Origin of the sequence: Kitasatospora sp. NPDC002551 (assembly GCF_040296005.1) — a bacterium.
Taxonomy (GTDB): domain Bacteria; phylum Actinomycetota; class Actinomycetes; order Streptomycetales; family Streptomycetaceae; genus Kitasatospora.
Window position 1 is genome coordinate 52,805 of sequence record NZ_JBEOWI010000002.1, and the last position, 18,189, is coordinate 70,993.

The following is an 18,189-nucleotide window of genomic DNA, read 5'->3' on the forward strand; positions in this document are numbered from 1 at the left end:
GCCCGCCATGGGCCACGAGGAGACGGTCGGCGCCCTGCTGAAGCGCTTCGGCCGCACCTACGCCGACGAGGCGGGCATCCGGCTCCGTGACACGCCGGCCCCGCTCTACCGGCTGCTCGTCCTCACCACGCTCAGCTCGGTGCGGATCAGCGCCGACCTCGCCGTCGCGGCCGCGCGGGAGCTCTCCGCGGCCGGGCTGCGCACCCCGAAGGCCATGGTCGCCGCCCGCTGGCAGGACAGGGTCGACGCCCTCGGCCGCGCCCACTACGTCCGCTACGACGAGAGCACCGCGACCGCCCTCGGGCGAGGCGCCGACCTGCTCCTCGACCGCTGGCACGGCGACCTCCGCCGGCTCCGCGACGAGGCCGGCGGCGACCCGGCCCGCATCGCCGAGCTGCTGCGCGAGTTCCCCCGGATCGGCCCGGTGGGCGCGGGCATCTTCTGCCGCGAGGCGCAGGGCGTCTGGCCCGTGCTGCGCCCCTCCTTCGACGACCGCGCCCTGCGCGCCGCCGCCGACCTCGGCCTGCCCCGCACCCCCGCCGCCCTCGCCGCCCTGACCCCGCCCGAGGATCTCGCCCGCCTCGCCGCAGCCCTCACCCGCCTGAGCCTGAGCCACGCCCGCCCCCGCGACCTCCTGCCGGCCTGAGGCGGAGACGCCGCGGCCCGCTACTCCAGCCACGCCCCGTCGCGCATGACGACCCTCCCGCGCAGCTCCGGCACGCCGCGCCAGGCGCGCACGGTCCTCGGGACGACGCGCATGTACAGGAAGGACCCTTCCTCCCCGCGCGGGTCCCACCCGAACTTGCCGGTGAACGCCTCCGCCGCCGCGTCGGGCACCTCCTGGTCGAGGAAGCACTCCGCCTCGCCCTGCACGAGCACCACGTCGACGGTGTCCGGCAGAGCCAGGCGCACCCGCGGCTCCCGGCGCACGTTCCGCGCCGTCACGGACGTGGCGTCGGTGCACATCCACACCGCCTGCCCGTCCCACAGGAACCAGAGCGGCACCTGGTGCGGCCCGCGATCGGGGTGTGCCGTCGACAGCCAGATGTCCCGCTCGGCGACGAGCCGCTCCAGAACGCCGCGCACGCGCTCCGCCGTCGGCCGAGGACCGATTCCTGTGGTCTCCATGAGGAGCGACCCTAGCCAGGCAGGCCGGAAGCGCGCCTGCGGCGCAGGACCTACTCCCGGCGACCGATCCCCCCTAGGCTCCCGGCCGGGGGCTGGGCTACCGCCGAGGAGGCGCTCATGGGGATCGAGCTGGAACTGCATTCCGTCCGACCGGCGCCGAGCGACTGGGCCGGGTCCAGGGCCTCGCTCCTGCGGGGCTCGTACGAGCACGGCGAGGCGCTGGCGCAGGTGCCGGCCGGACTCGACGTGAACGGTTCCGGCAGGCTCCAGAGGGTGGATCCCTACGGTGACACGCGGTTCGGCGAGCAGGAGGCGCGGGCCGCGCTCGGCGAGATCGAGGGGCTGCTGCGGCTGTGCGCCGACGCCGCGGAGACCGCCGCCGTGACCGACCTCGCGGCGCTGCTGACGGCCTGTGCGGCGACACCCGGGAGCTGTCTGTGGTTCATCGGGGACTGAGGAACCCGGTCGTCGCGGGGCCCGCGTCGGCGGCGGGTAGGGGGATGCCCCGGTGTGGGGTCAGGCCATCCAGAAGAAGACCGCCGTCATCCGCCGCTCCTCCAGGGCGAGGCCGTGGTAGGAGGTGGCGCTGTGGATGAGGTTGGCGTGGTAGACGAGCAGGCGGTTGTAGCGGTTGGGGACGCGGACGTCCTCGGTGAAGGCGTCGGCGGGGACGCGGCGGGTGCCGAGGGCCTCGACCAGGTTGCCGTGCGGGGCGGTGACCAGGTTGCCGCCGAGGCGGCCGCCGGGGAACCGCTGGCGGTAGAAGCCGGTGCCGGCGTCCTTGGGGGCGCCGGGGCTCAGGTAGAGGACGGCCGCGTAGCGGCACAGGGCGCGGGAGTCGGTGTGCGGGCGCGGCTGCGACTCGCCGGCGCCGACGAGCTGGACGCAGTTGTGGTTCAGGGTGCCGCCGCCCGGGGCGTTCTGCGTCCAGAGCCGCGGTGCCCCCGTGGCCTTGCGGACCAGGGCCTCGATGCGGGCCAGTTCCGCGGGTTCGAGGCCGGGCATGGTCCGCAGGCCGGGCCAGGTCTCCGGGCGGTAGGGGTAGCCCTCGGTCCAGTCGTTCCGGTCGAGGCAGCGGCGCCGGACGGCGTCCGGGTCGGGCAGGACGTCGTCGAACACCCAGTAGTCACGGCCGGGGGTGGGCTTGCGGTAGGGCAGGACGGGCAGGGGAGCGGTCCGTCCGGCGGGCAGTGGAGGCATGCGCCGACCATAGGTTTTTCCGCCCCCAAACTTCTGCCGTGAGCAGGTCAACCTTTCGTCAAGGCAGGCAGGGGTGGGGACGTCGGCAGGGAGGGAGGTCAGCACTGCCCGTCGGCGAGGACGTAGTACCCGGGGCCGGTCTGCCGCAGGGTGTGCACGGTGAAGGTGTTCCACAGGCCCATCGCCTGACCGGACCCGAGGGCCGAGACCAGACCGCCGCTCTGCGTCGCCCGGCCCGCCGCCACCTGGTGGTAGTTGTCGGTCGTGAAGCACGGCGAGGTGTCGCCGGGCGTGGTGGCGGTGACGGTGGCCGAGCGGGCGCCGGCGGTGCCGTCGGCGGCGACCGCCGCCACCGCGTAGCCGTGGGAGGTTCCGGCGCCGAGCCCGCCGTCGGTGTACGCGGTGCCCGTCGGGCTCGCGACGAGGGCGCCGTCCCGGAACACCCGGTACGAGGCTGCGCCGCTGACGGGCTGCCAGCCGAGCGTGACGGCGTCGGCGCCGGTGGGGGTGGCGGTCAGGCCGGTCGGGGCGGGCAGTCCGGGGACGGTCGGCCCGCCGGCGTCCAGGCCCCAGAACAGCGCGGTGTGGTAGCCGGAGCAGATCGTGTCGAGGAAGTAGGGGCCGGTCGCGCCGCACCGGTCGGTGCCCGACCCGGGGGCGACCGCCAGGCCGTGCCCCATGCCCGCGATCGAGTACACGGCGACGGCGGTCCGCCCGGCGGCGTCGGCGTAGCGGGTCTCGGTGGTGCCGCCGGGCAGGCTCCGGGTGGCGGCCGGGGTGCGGCCGATGCCCCACACCTCCGTCCACTGGTCGCGCAGTTCGGTGGCGTTCACCGGCCGGACGGTGGTGTCCGCCGTGCCGTGCCAGACCGCCACCCGGGGCCAGGGGCCGGTGTACCCGGGGTGGGCACGGCGGACCTTCTCCGCCCACTGGGCGGGGGTGAGGCCCTGGTCGCTGTTCTGGCAGGACGAGGCCGCGGCCTGGGTGGTCGCGCAGTGCGCGGGCAGGCCGGAGTCGACGGACCCGCCCGCGAAGACGTCCGGGTAGTCGGCCAGCAGGTCCGCCGCCAGGCCGCCCCCGGCGGAGAGGCCGGTGACGAACACCCGCTGCCGGTCCGAGCCGAACAGCGAGCCGGCCCTGGTGACCATCTGCACCACGGAGGCCGCCTCGCCGACGCCCCGGGAGGCCTGGGCGGCGTCGAACCAGCGGAAGCAGGAGAGCGGGTTGTTGGCCGGACCGGTCTGCGGGAACACCACGGCGAAGCCGTAACGGTCGGCGAGTTCGGGCCAGCCGGAGTGCCGGTGGTAGTCGTCGGCGCTCTGGAGGCAGCCGTGCAGGGCGACCACCAGCGGGGCGCCGGAGGCGAGACCGGCCGGGGCGTAGGTGTACATCGCCAGGTTGCCCGGGTTGCTGCCGAAGCCGGTGACCTGCTGGAAGGTGCCGGACGCGGAGGACGGCGCGGGGGCGGACGCCGCACGGGCGGGGGCCGCCGGAAGCAGCAGCGCGGCGGCGGCGAGCAGGGCGCTCGCGAGCCGGCGCACCGACCGGGCGGCACAGCGGGTCACAGGGGCGGCAGGGGCGGCAGGGGCGGCGGGGACGGCGGGGACGCCGGGGGCGGCAGGGCGCGCGGTGGGGGACACGGCCATCGGGGACTCCAGGTGGGGGAGGAGCGCGGGACGTCGTCGGGGCAGCGTCGCGCAGCCGACGGTCCGTCGCCATGTGGCGGGCGTCCGTTCCCGGCCGCCCGGCCATGGCCGACGCCGCCATGGCGCGCCGCGGTCGCCGGACGCCGGGTGCGCCCGCGCCGCGACGGCTGGCGCATACGCGCAGGCCCCGGTGGTCACGGCCGCGCGTCCGCGCGGGTGACCACCGGGGCCGTGGGCCGTACCGGCCTCCCGGTCAGCCGCCGGCCACCGCGGCGAACAGTCCGCAGGCGGCGAGGAAGCCGCAGATCCCGAGGTTGACCAGCTTGTGGGCGAGGAAGACGGCCGCGAATTCGCGGATCGTCGCGCTCGGCCAGTAGTAGCGGGCGGTGGGCGAGCCGAAGACCTGGCCGGTGACGCCGGTCTTCCGGGCCATCAGGGCGGCCCGGAAGGCGTGGAAGTTGTTGGTGACGATGACGCAGTGGTAGTCGGGCTTGGCCTGCTCCATGATCACCTTGCTGAACTGCAGGTTCTCCTCGGTGGTCCGCGAGCGGTCCTCGCGCACCAGGCGCTCGGCCGGGAAGCCGCGTTCGACCAGGTAGTCCGCCATCGCGTGGGACTCCGGGAGCTTCTCGTCCGGGCCCTGGCCGCCCGAGGTGATCAGCACCGGCGGGTTGCCGCGCGCGGCCTGCTTCTCGTAGACCTCGCGGCCGCGTTCCAGGCGGCTGGCGAGCAGCGGCGGCACCCGCTCGCCGCCGATCAGCCCGGAGCCCAGCACCACCACGAAGTCGACGTCGCCGCGCGGCCGGTGGCGCTGGTAGAGGAAGGCGTAGCCGACGAAGCAGACGAAGAGGAAGGAGACGTAGCCGACCACCAGCATCGCCGTCGCGGCGAGGATGCCGATGCGCCCGGAGCCGGTCACCACCGCCGCGGCGAACAGGGCGATCACCGCGAGGATGCCGAGACCGGCGAGCAGGGACAGCAGGTTCGCCGGCCGCATCCCCTCCTTGCGGATCATCGTCAGCCCGTTGGAGAGCAGGAACCAGACCAGGGCGACGGTGCCGACGGTCGGGAGCAGCGCGATCAGCGCCACCGCCAGCTCGGCCACCAGGGTCGGCGCCCGGCGCAGCTCGGCGAGCAGGGCGAGGGAGAGGAGCGAGACCGCGATGCCGAGCAGGACGGCATTGCTGAACCGGCGTCGGTCGCGAAGGACTCCGATCCCGCAGAGGAGGAGGAAGAAAGCCGCTGGGGCATAGGCGATCATGACCGTATCGTAGGGTTTCGCCCGACGGCCCCGGCGGGAGCCTCCCGGTCGGCGGGACGCCCCCCGGTGACCTCCGCGCTTGCCGTCGAGCCGGCCTCCGCCACCCGCCCGATCCGGCGGACGCCCGGCGCGGCCGCCGTGCCGGCGCAGGCGAGTGCGACCAGCACGGCGGTGACCAGCAGCGGCCCGGTGCTGCCCCAGGCGTCGGCGGCCAGCGGTGCCAGCGTGTACCCGAGCGGGGCGGCGGCCAGCGACAGCAGCCAGTCGTAGGACGTCACCCGGGCCAGCACCTGCGCCGGGAACTCCTGCTGCACCACCGTCTGCCACACCGGGTTGAGGAAGCCGAGCCCCGTCATCGCCAGCGCGTACGCGGCCACCGTGACCGGTGCCGGCGCCGTCACGGCGAGGGCGGCCAGCGGCAGGGCGTACAGCGCCAGGCCCAGGTTGGCCACCAGCACCGGCCGCCGCGGCCGGTAGCGTCCGGCGAGCAGCGAGCCGGCCAGCACGCCGCACGCGGCGGCCTGGGTCATGGCGATCCACACGCCGTCCCCGCCCAGCTGCCGGGTGGCGACCAGCGGGCCGAGGGTGAGCAGCACGGCGGCGGCGCCGTTCCAGACGCCGTGGCCGATCAGGCTCGTCCAGTACCAGTCGCGCGAGCGCACCTCGCTCCACCCGTGCAGCAGGTCGGTGCGCAGCGAGCGGCGCTCGCCGGGCGTGTGCTGGACCCGCAGCCGCGTCAGCAGTGCCGCGCTGACCAGGAAGGAGGCGCCGTCCAGCAGGAACGCCCAGCCGGGGCCGACCGTCCAGACCAGCAGCCCGGCGAGGGCCGGGCCGCCCAGCCGGGCGACGTTCGCGGCCGAGGCGAGCAGCGCGTTGGCCCGCATCCGCTGCGGCCCCGCCACGGTGGCGGCGACCAGCGGTGTCGCCGTCGGCATGGCGAACGCGGAGGCGATGCCGCCGACCGCCGAGGCGGCCGCTATCGGTGCCAGCCTGGGCTCGTCGGTGAGGAGTTCGAGGCCGACGGCCAGCTGGGCGGCGGCCCGGACGAGGTCGGTGACGAGCGCGACCAGCCGGGGGTCGACCCGGTCGCCGACGACGCCGCCCAGCGGGAGCAGCAGCAGCCGGGGGACCATCGCGCAGCCCAGGACGAGGGCGAGCGCGCCGGAGGAGCCGGTCGCCCGGGTGACGGCGATGGCGAGGGCGGCGGGGACGACGGCGTCGCCCAGGGTGGAGATCGAACGGCCGAGGAAGAGCAGGCGGAAGCCGCGCAGGCGCAGCGGGTGCTGGGTCGGTGTCACGGGCAGGACTGTATTTCGGTACCGAAATTTCGGCAACGAAATATCGGCGCCCGAATCCGCAGCTCACCGGGGCCCTAGACTCGGGGGCATGACACGCGCGACCCACCGGCCGGCCGCCGGCCGGCCCCGGGACTGGACCGACGGCCACGTCGAACGCTGGCAGCCGGTGCTGCCGCACCTCGACCCGGACGTCGAGGGCGCGGTCACCCGGATGAGCAAGCTCACCCGCCACCTCGGCCGGGTCCGCGAGCAGGGCGTGGCCGACTACGGCCTGCAGAAGCACGAGTTCGACACCCTGCACGGGCTGGCCGGCCGCGGCGGCCGGGCCACCCCCTCCGACCTGCGCGCCGACCTCAACCTGGCGCCGGCCTCGGTGACCGGCCGTCTGGAGGCGCTGGAACGGCGCGGGTTCGTCGTCCGCACCCCCTCCAGCGACGACCGCCGCCGGGTCGACGTCGAACTCACCGAGGCGGGCCGGCGGGCCTGGCGCCAGGCGCTGGACGTCGTCGGCCGCGAGGAGCAGCGCCTGCTCGGCGTCCTCACCCCGGTCGAGCGGCGCCAGCTCTCCGACCTGCTGCGCCGCGTCCTGCTGGCCGCCGAGCAGCCGGTGCCCGGGAGCGGGGCCGGTGGCGGCCACCCGGAGACCGGGTGGCACGCCTGAGGCTCAGCACCAGGGGTCGACCCTGAGCCGGATCCGGGCGTCGGGCCCGAGGATCGGGCGCGTGGTGGCCGGCAGCGGGATGGAGGACGCCCAGGAGCGCTCCGTCGGATCCTCGTCCCGCAGGGGCTCGCCCTCCGGGCTGAGGCCCCGGATCGCACCGGGCACCTCGGAGTTCCAGTTCGCCCAGGCGACCGGGGCCGACCCCGGCCCCGTCGGCCGCACGTCGATGATCAGGGTGTCCGTGAAGTCGGCGGTCTGCACGTGGTCGCGGAAGCGGAACAGCCCGTGCTGCTCGCGCAGCGAGAGCAGGTTGACGTCGAGGACGAACCGCAGCGGGTCGTCCTGCGCCGGGCGGGGGAGCCGCGTCGAGAGGAAGGTGGTCGCGAGCGGGACGGCGTCGTCCCCGGCCAGCGCGGCCCGGGTGCGCCGGCTCTCCGGGGTCGGGTCGGAGAGCTGGATCGGGCACCAGTGCTCGGCGACCCGTTCGTTCATCAGCACGGGCAGCCCGCGGACCGAGAGCCGGGCCTCCGCCTGCCAGACCACGCCGTCCTCCTCGGGCAGTGACACGCCGACGAGGTCGAGGCGGGCCCGCAGGTCGCCGAACAGGAAGCGGCGCAGGTTCTGGTACCCCTCCTCGGAGTTGACCAGCCCGTAGCGGCCGCTGTGGCTCCGGTAGGCGAAGGCCCGGTTCGCGCCGGTGACCTGGGCGTTCTCGATCTGCACCAGCCCGTCGCTGCGCGGGCCGACCGCTCCGGCCGAGATGCCGTGGGCGACGTCGTAGTCCTCGGCGTCGGTGCCGACCATGCAGAACACCCGGTCGAGGGGGAAGCCGCCGTCCGCCACCGGGGTGGCGCCGGCGCCGTCGTCGTCCGGCATGTCCACGGCCCGCCAGCCCTCCGGCGGCTCCGCGCCGGGGTTCGACGTCAGGTACTGGTACATCCGCCGGGGCCCGAAGATGTCGGCGCCGTTGAAGTTGAACAGGTCGCGCAGCGTCTCCGGGATCCCGAAGCCCACGGAGAAGGTGATGCCGCCGTGCGGCGTTCCGTACGTGAACAGCTTCGCCACGTAGTCGGAGGCGCGGACGCCGCGCTCCTCCGGGATGATCTTCTGGATCAGGCAGCGGCAGATCAGCCCGCCCATCGAGTGGGCGACCAGGTTGACCCTGGGCGCGCCGGTCCTCTCCCGGACCTGGTCGATCAGGGTCAGGAGGTCCCTGGCGGCCGTCTCCAGCTGGAACGGTTCGGCCGTGCCGCCGAAGGTGCCGGAGCAGACGTCGTAGAAGCGGTGGATCCAGATGCTCTCGGGGCGGGGCGCGTCCGGGAGCGGCTGACGCCCCTCCACGACGATGTCGTAGTCCTCGTCGAGGTGCAGGCGCAGTAAGGGGCTTTCGAACTGGTAGAAGACGGGGTTGTCCTCGCGGCCGACGCGGATGTGCGTCGAACCCTGGTTGAATCCGTAGAACGGATCCATCACGGCCTTCTCGATCCCGGGGCTGCCTCCGGCGTATCCCCGGACATAGACGATCGGGAGCCTGGCGGACGGCGTGCTCATGGCCGGCCTGCCCTCTCCGCGGCCGGTACCGGCCGGCACCGGCCGACCCGTTGACGTGGGAGCTTCTCCCCCCAGTGTCGGCGGCCGGCGCCGGCCTGTCACCCTCTGCTGCGGACCGTTGATGGCCCGTCACTGCGCGTGTGGGCCTATCGCTGCGCGAAGCGCTCCATCGCCGCCAGGACGGTCTCTCCGGTGGCGGGGGAGCCGGTGTGCCCGGCGCTCTGGATCACCGTCAGCTCGGCGTCCGGCCAGGCCTTGGCGAGCAGCCAGGCGGTGTCCAGCGGGCTGCCGAGGTCGAGCGCGCCGTGGATCAGCACACCGGGGATGCCGGCCAGCCGGTGCGCGTCGCGCAGCAGCCGGCCGGGCTCCAGGAAGGCCCGGCGGGAGAAGTAGTGCGCGGTGATCCGCACGAAGGCGGTCATCGCCTCGGCGGGCCGGGCGGTGTAGGCGTTCGGCGAGCCCTGCACCTCGTGGGCGATCACCGCGTCCTCCCAGGTCGCCCAGGCGAGGGTGGCGGCGTGGCGCACCTTCTCCTCCGGGTGGTTCAGCAGCCGGTCGTACGCGGCGAGCAGGTCGCCGTCGCGGTCCTCGGGCGGCAGCGCGTCGCGGAAGGCCTCCCAGGGGCCGGGCAGCAGCCGGCCGACCCCCCGGTAGAGCCAGTCGATCTCCTCCGGCCTGGTCGTCGTGACGGCGTTGAGCACGATCTCCGACACCCGCTCGGGGTGCTCCTGGGCGTAGGCGAGGATCAGCGTGGAGCCCCAGGAGCCGCCGAACATCAGCCACCGGTCTATGCCCAGGTGCTCGCGCAGCCGCTCCAGGTCGGCGACGAGGTGCGGGGTGGTGTTGTGCTCCAGGCTGGTCGCCGGGTCGGCGGCGTGCGGCTCGCTGCGGCCGCAGTTGCGCTGGGAGAAGAGCACGAGCCGGTAGCGCTCGGGGTCGAAGTACCTCCGGTTGCGGGGGCTGAGCCCGGAGCCCGGTCCGCCGTGCACCACGACGGCGGGCTTGCCGTCCGGGTTGCCGGACACCTCCCAGTGGATCCGCTGGCCGTCGCCGACGTCCAGCAGGCCTTCCGCGTAGGGCTCTCCGACGGGGTGGAACGCGGTCATGCGGGTGCCTCCTCGGTGCGCGGTTCATGCGGGCGCCCGTGAGACTAGCGGCCTGACGGACGGTGGTCGAACGATTTCGGCCGGTGCCCGGGCGGTCAGCGGCGTTCGGGCGGGAGCAGGGCCGCCAGCCCGTCGAGGATGCGTTCGAGGCCGAAGGCGAACCGGGTGTCGAGGTCCGGGCCGGTCAGGTCGTCGGCCATCGCGACCAGGTTGGGGAACTCGGCGGCGGGCAGCGCCCGGAACCGCTCGGCGGCGGCGTCGGCGAGCTCGCGCCGGCCGGTGCCGGTGGTCTCGGCCGCCGCCATCGGGGACTGCTCCTGGAGCACGAAGCCCTGGACGTAGGCGCCGAGCAGGTAGGAGACCATCGCCGCGTCGGCGGCGGAGAAGCCGGCCTCGCGCAGCCGGTCCAGCTGGTCCTCCATCAGGTGCAGCAGGTTCGGGCCGGGCGCGAGGCGGCCCGCCACCACCTTGGCCGCGTCCCGGCGGCCGAGCAGGTGGGCGCGGTAGCGCTCGCAGTAGCCGCGCAGCTGGACGCGCCAGTCGCCGGTCCGCGGCGGGGCCTCGACATCGGCCATCAGGGCGTCGTTGAGGAGGTCCAGCAGCTCCTCCTTGTCGCGCACGTGCCAGTACAGCGAGGCGGCCCTGACCCCGACCTCGGCGGCCACCTTGCGCATCGACAGGCCGGCCAGGCCGTCGCGCTCCAGCACCCGCAGCGCGGCCCGCGCGAGCGCCTCGCGGGTGAGCGCGGGCTGGACGGCGTCGTCCTCGTCGGCCGGCATGGGGGTCCTCGCTGTTCCTCGCGGTGCGTCGGGCGGGCTGCGGATCTCGCTTGCAATCTAACACCGTTAGGTGCACGCTGTCCTCCGTCGGAACGGCCCCTAACACTGTTAGGGGCTCGGAGGATCGAACCGGGAGGACCACCGATGGGGGAGACCGAGGGGACCGCGGCGCCGGGCGCCCGGCGCCGGCGGCTCGCGCTCGCGACGCTCTGTGTCACCATGTTCATGTCCATGCTGGACAACGTCATCGTCGGCAACGCCCTGCCCCGTATCGGCCGGGACCTCGACGCGGGCATCACCGGCCTCCAGTGGGTGGCCGAGGGCTACAGCCTGGTCTTCGCCGCCCTGCTGCTCACCGGCGGCGCGCTCGGCGACCGATACGGCCGCACCGCCGTCTTCCGGCTCGGGCTCGCGCTGTTCACGGCCGGCTCGGCCGCCGCCGCGCTCGCCGGGACCGTCGGCACGCTGGTCGCCGCGCGGATGCTCCAGGGCGTCGGCGCCGCGCTGCTGACCCCCGGCAGCCTCGCCATCCTGCGGCACGTGTTCACCGACGAGCGCGAGCGGACCAGGGCGATCGGGACGTGGTCCGGCGTCTCCGCGCTGGGCCTGTCGGTCGGCCCGGTGCTCGGCGGGCCCATGGTCGAGGCCTTCGGCTGGGCGAGCGTGTTCTGGATCAACGTGCCGATCGGCCTCGCCGCGCTCGTCCTCTCCGGCCGGGTGCTGCCCGCGATCCCGGCCCGCCCCCGCCGCGTCGACCTCGGCGGCCTCGTGCTCTCCGCGGCCGGCCTCGGCGCGGCCGTGCACACCCTGGTCGAGGGCCCCGGGCGCGGCTGGACGGACACCCGGGTGCTCGTCACGGCGGTGCTCGCGGTCCTGCTGCTGGCCGCCTTCCTCCTGCTCGAACTGCGGATCGCCGAGCCGATGCTGGACCTCGGGCTGTTCCGCGACGGTGTGCTCGGCGGCGCGCTGCTCGGCGGCTTCATGGTGAGCTTCGGGATGTTCGGCGCGCTGTTCTTCCTGCCGCTGCTGATGCAGGGCGTGCTGGACTGGTCGCCGACCGCCGCCGGTCTCGCCGGCCTGCCGATGACGGCGATGATCGTCGTGGCCGGCCCCCTCTCGGCCCGGCTGGCCGGCCGTCACGGGCCCCGGCCGCCCCTGGTGCTGGGCATCACCCTGTGCGCGCTCGGCCTCGCGGGCCTGTCCCTGTACGGCGAGCACGCCCGCTACCCGGAGTACCTGTGGACGCTGTTCGTGCTCGGCCTGGGCATGGGGATGACCTTCACCCCGGTCTCGGTCGCCGTCCTCCAGCGGGTCGCCCCCGAGCGGATGGGCACCGCCTCGGCCACCGTCAACACCCTGCGCGAACTCGGCGGCGTCCTCGGCATCGCCGTCCTCGGCGCCGTCCTGACCCACCGCCTGACGAGCACCCTGAGCGCCTCCCTGACCCGCCTCGGCCTGCCGTCCGACGCCCTCGGCCGCGCCGCCGACCCGCTGGCCGGCGCCACCGGCACCGCGGCGGACCCGCTCCCCGACCCGCTGCGGCAGGCCGTCGAGCACGCCTTCACCGACGGCATCCACCTCGCCCTGCGCTGCGGCTCGGCGGCCCTGGCGGTGGCCGCCGTCCTGGTCGCCCTCCTCCTGCGCCGCCCGGGCCGGGGCACTCCGACGGCCCCGGCCCCGGACCCCGCGGGGCAGTCACTCCCCGCCGGGGCCGGGGCGTAGGCCGGTGGCTGTTGGTCCGGCGGCCCCTCAGCGGATGCCCTCCACCACCGCCTGCGCCGTGCGGGCCAGGGCCCTGCGGGCCTCCCAGGGATGGGCCGGGTCGGTCGGCGGGGGCGGGATCGCCGGGCGGAAGGCCAGCTCGGCGACCAGGCCCCGGACGGCGACGACCCGGGCCAGCGAGGTGAGCAGGCCGTCCTCGCCGACGAAGGCGGGGGCGCTGGTGGGCCGGCCGTCGTCCAGCCGGTAGCGGATCGCGACCGGCTGGACGGGGGCTCCGGAGCGGACGGCGGCCTCGAAGAAGGCCGGCCGGAACCGGCCGCTCTCCCGTCCGCACCAGGTGGAGCCCTCGGGGAAGACGATCATCGGTCGGCCGGCCCGCAGCCCCGAGGCCACCTCGGCGACGGTCCTCGGCAGGGTGCGCAGCCGGTCGCGGTCGACGAAGACGGTGCCGCCCCAGGCGACCAGCCGGCCGAGCACCGGCCAGCGGCGGACCTCGGTCTTGGCCAGCGAGCGGCCCGGGCGGGCGGCGGCGATCAGCGGGATGTCCAGCCAGGAGACGTGGTTGGCCACCAGCAGCACCCCGCCCCCGGAGTCCGGACCCGGCCCGATCCGGACCGTGACGCCCAGCGAGCCGAGCAGGCCGCGCGCCCAGAACCGGGCGAGCCGGTCGCGCGCCCCTCGCGGCAGTGCCCGCGCCGGCAGGGTGAACGCGATCCCCGCCGCGAGCACGGCCAGGCAGGCGGCCAGCCGCAGCACCCGGCGGGGGAGGGCGACGGTGGGCGCCGGATCGGTCAGGCAGGCCTCCGGTGTGCAGGAGGCCGTCGGCAGCCAGACGCTCATGAGGCCTGTTCCTCGGCCGGTGCCGCCGCCGTGCCGACGCCGCCCACGCCGGAGAGGAAGTGCCGCAGGTAGCGCGGGTCGGTGCGCTCCAGCGACAGCAGCACGTACAGGTCGGCGCACTCGAAGTCCGGGTCGTACGCGGGCGCGCCGCAGACCCAGGCGCCGAGGCGCAGGTAGCCGCGGAGCAGGGCCGGCAGCGGCGCCTTCCCGGCGCGGGCCACGCCGGTGGCGCCCCACGGGCGGTGCGGGGTGACCCGGTACTGCTCGGGAGCGAGGTGCTTGGCGGCGACGGTGTCCCAGACCCGGGCGGCGACGGCGCCGCCGTCCTCCAGCGAGATCGAGCAGCAGCCGCCCACCCAGGTGTTGCCGGTGTCGGCGAGGTAGCGGGCGATGCCGCCCCACATCAGGTTGATGACGGCGCCGCTGCCGCGGTGCTCGGCGGCGATGCAGGAGCGGCCGAGCTCGACCAGCCCGTCGCGCAGCGGGGCGAGGCGGGCCAGGTCGAACTCGCCGTCGGAGTAGAGCCGGCCGGCCCGGCGGGCGGCCTCCGGGCGCAGCAGGCGGTAGGTGCCGACCACCGCGCCGTCCTCGCCCTCGCGGACGAGCAGGTGGTCGCAGAACTCGTCGAACGGGTCGGCGTCCAGCCCGGGGACGGTGCTGTGCAGGGTGGCGCCGAGCTCGTCGGCGAAGACCTGGTGGCGCAGCCGCTGGGCGGCGCGGACGTCGTCCTCGTCGCGGGCGAGCGCGACGGTGTAGACGGCCGAGGCGGAGCCGGACGCGCCGTCCTGGCGTGCCGCGGGCACCGCGGTGGCGGCCCGGCCGGGGGTGACCGCGGACGGAGTGTACGAGGGGACGGTGGTCATGGCGGACCCTCCAGGGCAGCACGGACGACGGCGGCCACGGGGTTTCCGTGGCACCGGCCCCGCCAGGCCCGTACGATCGACGGGGCTGTGAACCGGCACCCGCATGTCTCTCCAAGCCGGCTGGCGTCCACGTTGCCGTTCGGCGGAGCGCAGATGTGCACCTGCTGAATGCGGCCACCCGACGTGTGCGGGACACCTGTTGGGCACCGGGGCGCCGCCCTATCCTCCGCTGCATGGGGTGGATTCCGGGGGCGGGACTCTGGCGGACCTTCGCCAGGGACATGGCAGGGGTCATGGCGTGTCAGGCGACGGCGACGGCGGGGCTGGCCGTCGTGTACCTGCTGGCCAGAGCGGTCGGGCTGGCGCCCTCGCCGTGGTGGTGCCTGGTGGTGGCGATGGCGCTCGCCCTGCAGCTGGTCGGCGAGCGCTGCTGGGAGGACGACCGGCGCCCGAGGGCGGCGCTGGTGGCGCTGGCCGTGGCGCTGCCGGTCGCGATGGCGCCGTACCTGCTGCTCGGCGCGGCGGCCGGCTGGGCCGAGGCGCAGGCGGCGGACACCTACGCCTCGGGCGCGATGGCGGGCGGGCTGCTGCTCGCCGGGTACGTGGTGCGCGCCGTGCACGCGCTGCGCAGCGGCGCCTACCCGGCGCGGCCCGCCGCCGCCCCGGCACCGGAGCGGCGGCGGGCCTGAGTGACGGGCCCGGGCGGCGGCGGGCCCGAGGGGCGCTCAGTACGCCCGCCACCCCTGCGGGTCGACGCCGCCCGGGACGACCTCGGCCGGGCCGTAGGGCTCGCGGGTGAACACGAACGAGCCGATGTCCAGGTGGCTGACCGTGCCGTCGGCGGCCCGCACCACGCGCAGCGTCTCGCCCGCGTAGTAGTCGTCCAGGCCGGTCCAGGTGCCGTCGGCCTCGGCCCGGAACCGGGAGGCGCGGCCGCCGTGGCCGAGCATCGAGAGCTCCAGCGACCGCCCGGCCGCCAGCCGCAGGGTGTGCGGGGCGGCGCCCCAGTACCAGGGGCCGGTGAGGGCGAGGAGCTGCTGGTCGACCTCGGGCAGCGGGCGCCACGGCTCGGGGATCCGGGGCTCGTGCCGCGCGGTGATCGCGATCAGCTCGGCGGTGAGCTGTCCGGTGCGCGGGCCGTGGGTGGCGTTGGAGAAGGCGACCGCGGCCAGGCCGTCGGCCTCGCCGACCCACAGCCCGGCGGTGAAGCCGGGCATCGAGCCCGTGTGCCCGAACAGGGTGCGGCCGTCGTGCCGGATCAGCTGGAGGCCGAGGCCGTACGTCTCGGTCCACTCGTCGTCGTCCGGGGCGACGGCCGGGCGGCGCATCTCGGCCAGGGTGTCGGCGGACAGCACCTTCCCGTCGCCGCCGGCCAGGAAGGCGGCCCACCGGGCGAGGTCGGCGACGGTGGACCAGAGCTGGCCGGCCGGGGCCATCAGGCCGGTGTCGGTGAGCGGCTCGGGCAGCATCACGTCGGCCCAGGGGTGGACGGCGAAGCCGCCGGCGTGCGGCTGCTCGGGGAGCAGGGTGGTGCGGGTCATCCCGAGCGGTTCTAGGACCTCGCGGCGCAGCACCTCGCCCCAGGGCTCGCCGCGCAGCCGCTCGACCAGCGCGCCGAGCAGCGCGTAGGTGGGGTTGGAGTAGTGGTGCAGCCGCCCGGCGGGGTGGCGGCGGGGGCGCTCGTCCTCCAGGAGGTCGGCGAGGGCGGGGCGCAGCGCGCCGTCGGAGCGCTCCCACCACGGGCCCGGGGGCTCCGAGGTGAGGCCCGCGGAGTGCGAGAGCAACTGGGCGACGGTGGCACCGTCGGCGGCGGTGCCGGGCAGGTGGCGCTCGACGGGATCGCCGAGGTCGAGCAGGCCCTCGTCGCGCAGCCGCAGCACGAGCACGGCGACGAAGGTCTTGGTGATCGAGCCGATCCGGTACTGCACGTCCGTGGTGGGGGCGTGGTCGGCGACCATGCTGCGGGCGCCGCTCCACACCAGCCGCCCGTCGCGGACCACGGCGGCGACCATCGAGGGGGTGCGGCCCTCGGCCTGGGCGACGGCCAGGCGGTGCAGCAGCGCGCGGCGGGTGGCGGGGAGCAGTTCGTCGGACAGGTCGGTCATCTGGTCCTCTGGGGTGGTGCGGAGACGGTCGGTGCGCGGTGCCGGGGCACGGCGGCCACCAACCTAGTTCGTCCCCGTCAGGCCTTTCCACCCAATTTCGGCCCGTTCGTCGCCTCCGGCCCCGCGCGCCCGACACACCCTCAGCGTCCGTCCGGCGGACATCACTTGACATGACCAATTGGTCCAGTCCATTTTGGGGCCCTCCCCGCACCTCCACCCCCCCACATCCCCCACCGGAGGTCAACGGTGCACAAGCGCACCCGACTGCCCGCCGCCGGCGCCGCCGCGCTGCTCGCGGCCGCCGCGGCGTTCACCGCGCCCACCGCCGCCCACGCGGCCGACCAGCTCACCAACGGAGGCTTCGAGACCGGCACCCTGTCCGGCTGGAGCTGCTCCGGCGGCCTCGGCTCGGTCGTCAGCACCCCCGCGCACGGCGGCGGCAAGGCGCTGGCCGGCGCCGTCAGTGCGAGCGACACCGCCAAGTGCGTGCAGAGCGTCGCGGTCAAGCCCAACACCACCTACACGCTCTCCGGCTGGGTCCGCGGCAGCTACGTGTACCTCGGCGTCACCGGCGGCGGCTCCGCCTGGACCTCCGCCGCCGACTACAGCAGGCTGAGCGTCTCGTTCACCACCGGCGCCACCCAGACCACCGCCGAGGTCTACGTCAACGGCTGGTACGGCCAGGGCACCTACTACGCCGACGACATCGTGTTCGACGGCCCCGGCGGGGGCGGCACCCCGGCCGACACCCAGGCCCCCACCGTGCCCGGCAACCCGCGCGCCACCGGCAAGTCCGCGAACAGCGTCACCCTCGCCTGGGACGCCGCCACCGACAACGTCGGCGTCACCGGCTACGACGTCTACCAGGGCAGCGCCAAGGTCGCGACCGCCACCGGCACCACCGCCACCGTCCCCGGCCTGAGCGCGTCCACCGCCTACAGCTTCACCGTCAAGGCCCGCGACGCGGCCGGGAACACCTCGGCCGCCTCCGCCGCGGTGACCGTGACCACCGACGCCGGCGGCCCCGCCCCGAGCGGCTTCAAGCAGGGCGCCCCCTACCTCTACAACGGCTGGGGCAACCCGCCGGCCGCCACCACCGTCATGAACGCCACCGGCATCAAGTGGTTCACCCTGGCGTTCGTCCTGGCCCAGAACGGCTGCAACCCCACCTGGGACAGCCAGCGCCCGCTGCTGAACGGCGTCGACCAGGCCACCATCAACGCGGTGCGCGCGGCCGGCGGCGACGTCGTCCCGTCGATCGGCGGCTGGAGCGGCAACAAGCTCGGCCCCAACTGCGCCACCACCGCCGACCTCGCCGCCGCCTACCAGAAGGTGATCGACGCGTACGGCCTCAAGGCGATCGACGTCGACATCGAGAACACCGACGAGTTCGAGAACACCGCCGTCCAGGACCGCATCCTCGGCGCGCTCAAGATCGTCAAGCAGAACAACCCGGGCCTGCGCACCATCGTGACCTTCGGCACCGCCACCACCGGCCCGACCTACTACGGCAACCGGCTGATCGAGCAGGCCAAGGCGCTCGGCGCGGACATCGACGTCTTCACCATCATGCCGTTCGACTTCGGCAACGCGTCCACCGACATGTACGCCGCCACCGTCAGCGCCTCCGAGGGCCTGAAGAACAAGCTGAAGTCCGTGTTCGGCTGGGACGACGCCACCGCCTACGCGCACATGGGCATCTCCGGCATGAACGGCCTCAGCGACACCGGCGAGGTCACCTCCGTCCAGAACTGGACGGCGATCCGCGACTGGGCCAACAGCCACCACCTGGCCCGGATGGCCTTCTGGTCGGTCAACCGCGACCGGGGCTGCCCGGGCGGCGGCCAGCAGGAGACCTGCTCCGGCATCGCCCAGAACGACTGGCAGTTCACCTCCATCACGGCCGGCTTCACCGGCTGACGCACCCCGCACCACCGCGGCCCGGCCCCTCGGCGGAGGGGCCGGGCCGCACCACGGGTGCCGTACGGGCGGGTGACCCCGGCGGCGTGGCGCCGCCCCGGCCATCCGC

The 18,189-nt window shown here is 75.2% G+C and carries 17 protein-coding genes; 6 read left to right on the forward strand and 11 right to left on the reverse strand.

What is annotated here, in order from left to right; translation table 11 throughout:
- Positions 1–7: 7 nt before the first annotated feature.
- Positions 8–646: an endonuclease gene (locus ABT093_RS02675; protein ID WP_350559367.1), complete on the forward strand. Its 639-nt coding sequence runs from the start codon at positions 8–10 to the stop codon at positions 644–646.
- 20 nt (positions 647–666) lie between these two features.
- Here ABT093_RS02675 and ABT093_RS02680 read toward each other — a convergent pair whose 3' ends face one another.
- Positions 667–1,128 carry a pyridoxamine 5'-phosphate oxidase family protein gene (locus ABT093_RS02680; protein ID WP_350559370.1) on the reverse strand — a complete coding sequence of 154 codons (462 nt, stop codon included), beginning with the start codon at positions 1,126–1,128 and terminating at the stop codon, positions 667–669.
- A 117-nt stretch (positions 1,129–1,245) separates the two neighbouring features.
- Here ABT093_RS02680 and ABT093_RS02685 point away from each other — a divergent pair, with 117 nt between their 5' ends.
- Positions 1,246–1,584 carry a hypothetical protein gene (locus ABT093_RS02685; RefSeq protein WP_350559373.1) on the forward strand — a complete coding sequence of 113 codons (339 nt, stop codon included), beginning with the start codon at positions 1,246–1,248 and terminating at the stop codon, positions 1,582–1,584.
- Positions 1,585–1,644: 60 nt separating this feature from the next.
- Here the strand turns inward: ABT093_RS02685 and ABT093_RS02690 are convergent, their stop codons facing one another.
- The 4 genes from ABT093_RS02690 to ABT093_RS02705 all read right to left on the reverse strand — a co-directional run bounded on the left by ABT093_RS02690 (position 1,645) and on the right by ABT093_RS02705 (position 6,533).
- Positions 1,645–2,328 carry a DUF6445 family protein gene (locus ABT093_RS02690; protein WP_350559376.1) on the reverse strand — a complete coding sequence of 228 codons (684 nt, stop codon included), beginning with the start codon at positions 2,326–2,328 and terminating at the stop codon, positions 1,645–1,647.
- Positions 2,329–2,426: 98 nt separating this feature from the next.
- Positions 2,427–3,974 (reverse strand): extracellular catalytic domain type 1 short-chain-length polyhydroxyalkanoate depolymerase, encoded by a 1,548-nt coding sequence (locus tag ABT093_RS02695; RefSeq protein WP_350559379.1) that lies wholly within the window; start codon positions 3,972–3,974, stop codon positions 2,427–2,429.
- Positions 3,975–4,227: 253 nt separating this feature from the next.
- Entirely contained in the window at positions 4,228–5,235 is a 1,008-nt protein-coding gene (locus ABT093_RS02700; RefSeq protein ID WP_350559382.1) for a YdcF family protein, read from the reverse strand.
- Complete coding sequence (locus tag ABT093_RS02705; protein ID WP_350559385.1) at positions 5,232–6,533, reverse strand: MFS transporter; 1,302 nt, start codon at positions 6,531–6,533, stop codon at positions 5,232–5,234. The genes ABT093_RS02700 and ABT093_RS02705 overlap by 4 nt, the downstream gene beginning before the upstream one ends.
- 88 nt (positions 6,534–6,621) lie before the next feature.
- Between ABT093_RS02705 and ABT093_RS02710 the strand changes: the two genes are divergently transcribed.
- Positions 6,622–7,194 (forward strand): MarR family winged helix-turn-helix transcriptional regulator, encoded by a 573-nt coding sequence (locus tag ABT093_RS02710; RefSeq protein WP_350559388.1) that lies wholly within the window; start codon positions 6,622–6,624, stop codon positions 7,192–7,194.
- A gap of 3 nt (positions 7,195–7,197) precedes the next feature.
- On the opposite strand, the gene ABT093_RS02715 is transcribed toward ABT093_RS02710, so the two are convergent.
- From ABT093_RS02715 to ABT093_RS02725, 3 genes are all read right to left on the reverse strand, one after another.
- Entirely contained in the window at positions 7,198–8,745 is a 1,548-nt protein-coding gene (locus ABT093_RS02715) for an esterase/lipase family protein (protein ID WP_350559391.1), read from the reverse strand.
- A gap of 146 nt (positions 8,746–8,891) precedes the next feature.
- Positions 8,892–9,851, reverse strand: a complete 960-nt coding sequence (pip, locus tag ABT093_RS02720) for a prolyl aminopeptidase (RefSeq protein WP_350559394.1) — start codon at positions 9,849–9,851, stop codon at positions 8,892–8,894.
- Between the two features lie 95 nt (positions 9,852–9,946).
- Positions 9,947–10,630 (reverse strand): TetR/AcrR family transcriptional regulator, encoded by a 684-nt coding sequence (locus tag ABT093_RS02725; RefSeq protein ID WP_350559397.1) that lies wholly within the window; start codon positions 10,628–10,630, stop codon positions 9,947–9,949.
- Positions 10,631–10,774: 144 nt separating this feature from the next.
- Between ABT093_RS02725 and ABT093_RS02730 the strand changes: the two genes are divergently transcribed.
- Positions 10,775–12,352 (forward strand): MFS transporter, encoded by a 1,578-nt coding sequence (locus tag ABT093_RS02730; protein ID WP_350559400.1) that lies wholly within the window; start codon positions 10,775–10,777, stop codon positions 12,350–12,352.
- A 27-nt stretch (positions 12,353–12,379) separates the two neighbouring features.
- Here ABT093_RS02730 and ABT093_RS02735 read toward each other — a convergent pair whose 3' ends face one another.
- Both ABT093_RS02735 and ABT093_RS02740 read right to left on the reverse strand, forming a co-directional pair.
- Positions 12,380–13,192, reverse strand: coding sequence for a lysophospholipid acyltransferase family protein (locus ABT093_RS02735; protein WP_350559403.1), 813 nt, complete (start codon positions 13,190–13,192; stop codon positions 12,380–12,382).
- Positions 13,189–14,055 carry a GNAT family N-acetyltransferase gene (locus ABT093_RS02740; RefSeq protein WP_350559406.1) on the reverse strand — a complete coding sequence of 289 codons (867 nt, stop codon included), beginning with the start codon at positions 14,053–14,055 and terminating at the stop codon, positions 13,189–13,191. The genes ABT093_RS02735 and ABT093_RS02740 overlap by 4 nt, the downstream gene beginning before the upstream one ends.
- Before the next feature lie 293 nt (positions 14,056–14,348).
- Between ABT093_RS02740 and ABT093_RS02745 the strand changes: the two genes are divergently transcribed.
- A complete protein-coding gene (locus tag ABT093_RS02745; RefSeq protein WP_350559409.1) occupies positions 14,349–14,744 on the forward strand; it encodes a hypothetical protein in 396 nt (131 codons plus the stop codon).
- Positions 14,745–14,780: 36 nt separating this feature from the next.
- Here ABT093_RS02745 and ABT093_RS02750 read toward each other — a convergent pair whose 3' ends face one another.
- Positions 14,781–16,160, reverse strand: a complete 1,380-nt coding sequence (locus ABT093_RS02750) for a serine hydrolase domain-containing protein (protein WP_350559412.1) — start codon at positions 16,158–16,160, stop codon at positions 14,781–14,783.
- A 246-nt stretch (positions 16,161–16,406) separates the two neighbouring features.
- Here ABT093_RS02750 and ABT093_RS02755 point away from each other — a divergent pair, with 246 nt between their 5' ends.
- The gene (locus ABT093_RS02755; protein ID WP_502884108.1) at positions 16,407–18,080 is read left to right on the forward strand and encodes a carbohydrate binding domain-containing protein; all 1,674 of its coding nucleotides are present in this window, start codon (positions 16,407–16,409) and stop codon (positions 18,078–18,080) included.
- The last annotated feature ends 109 nt before the right edge of the window (positions 18,081–18,189 follow it).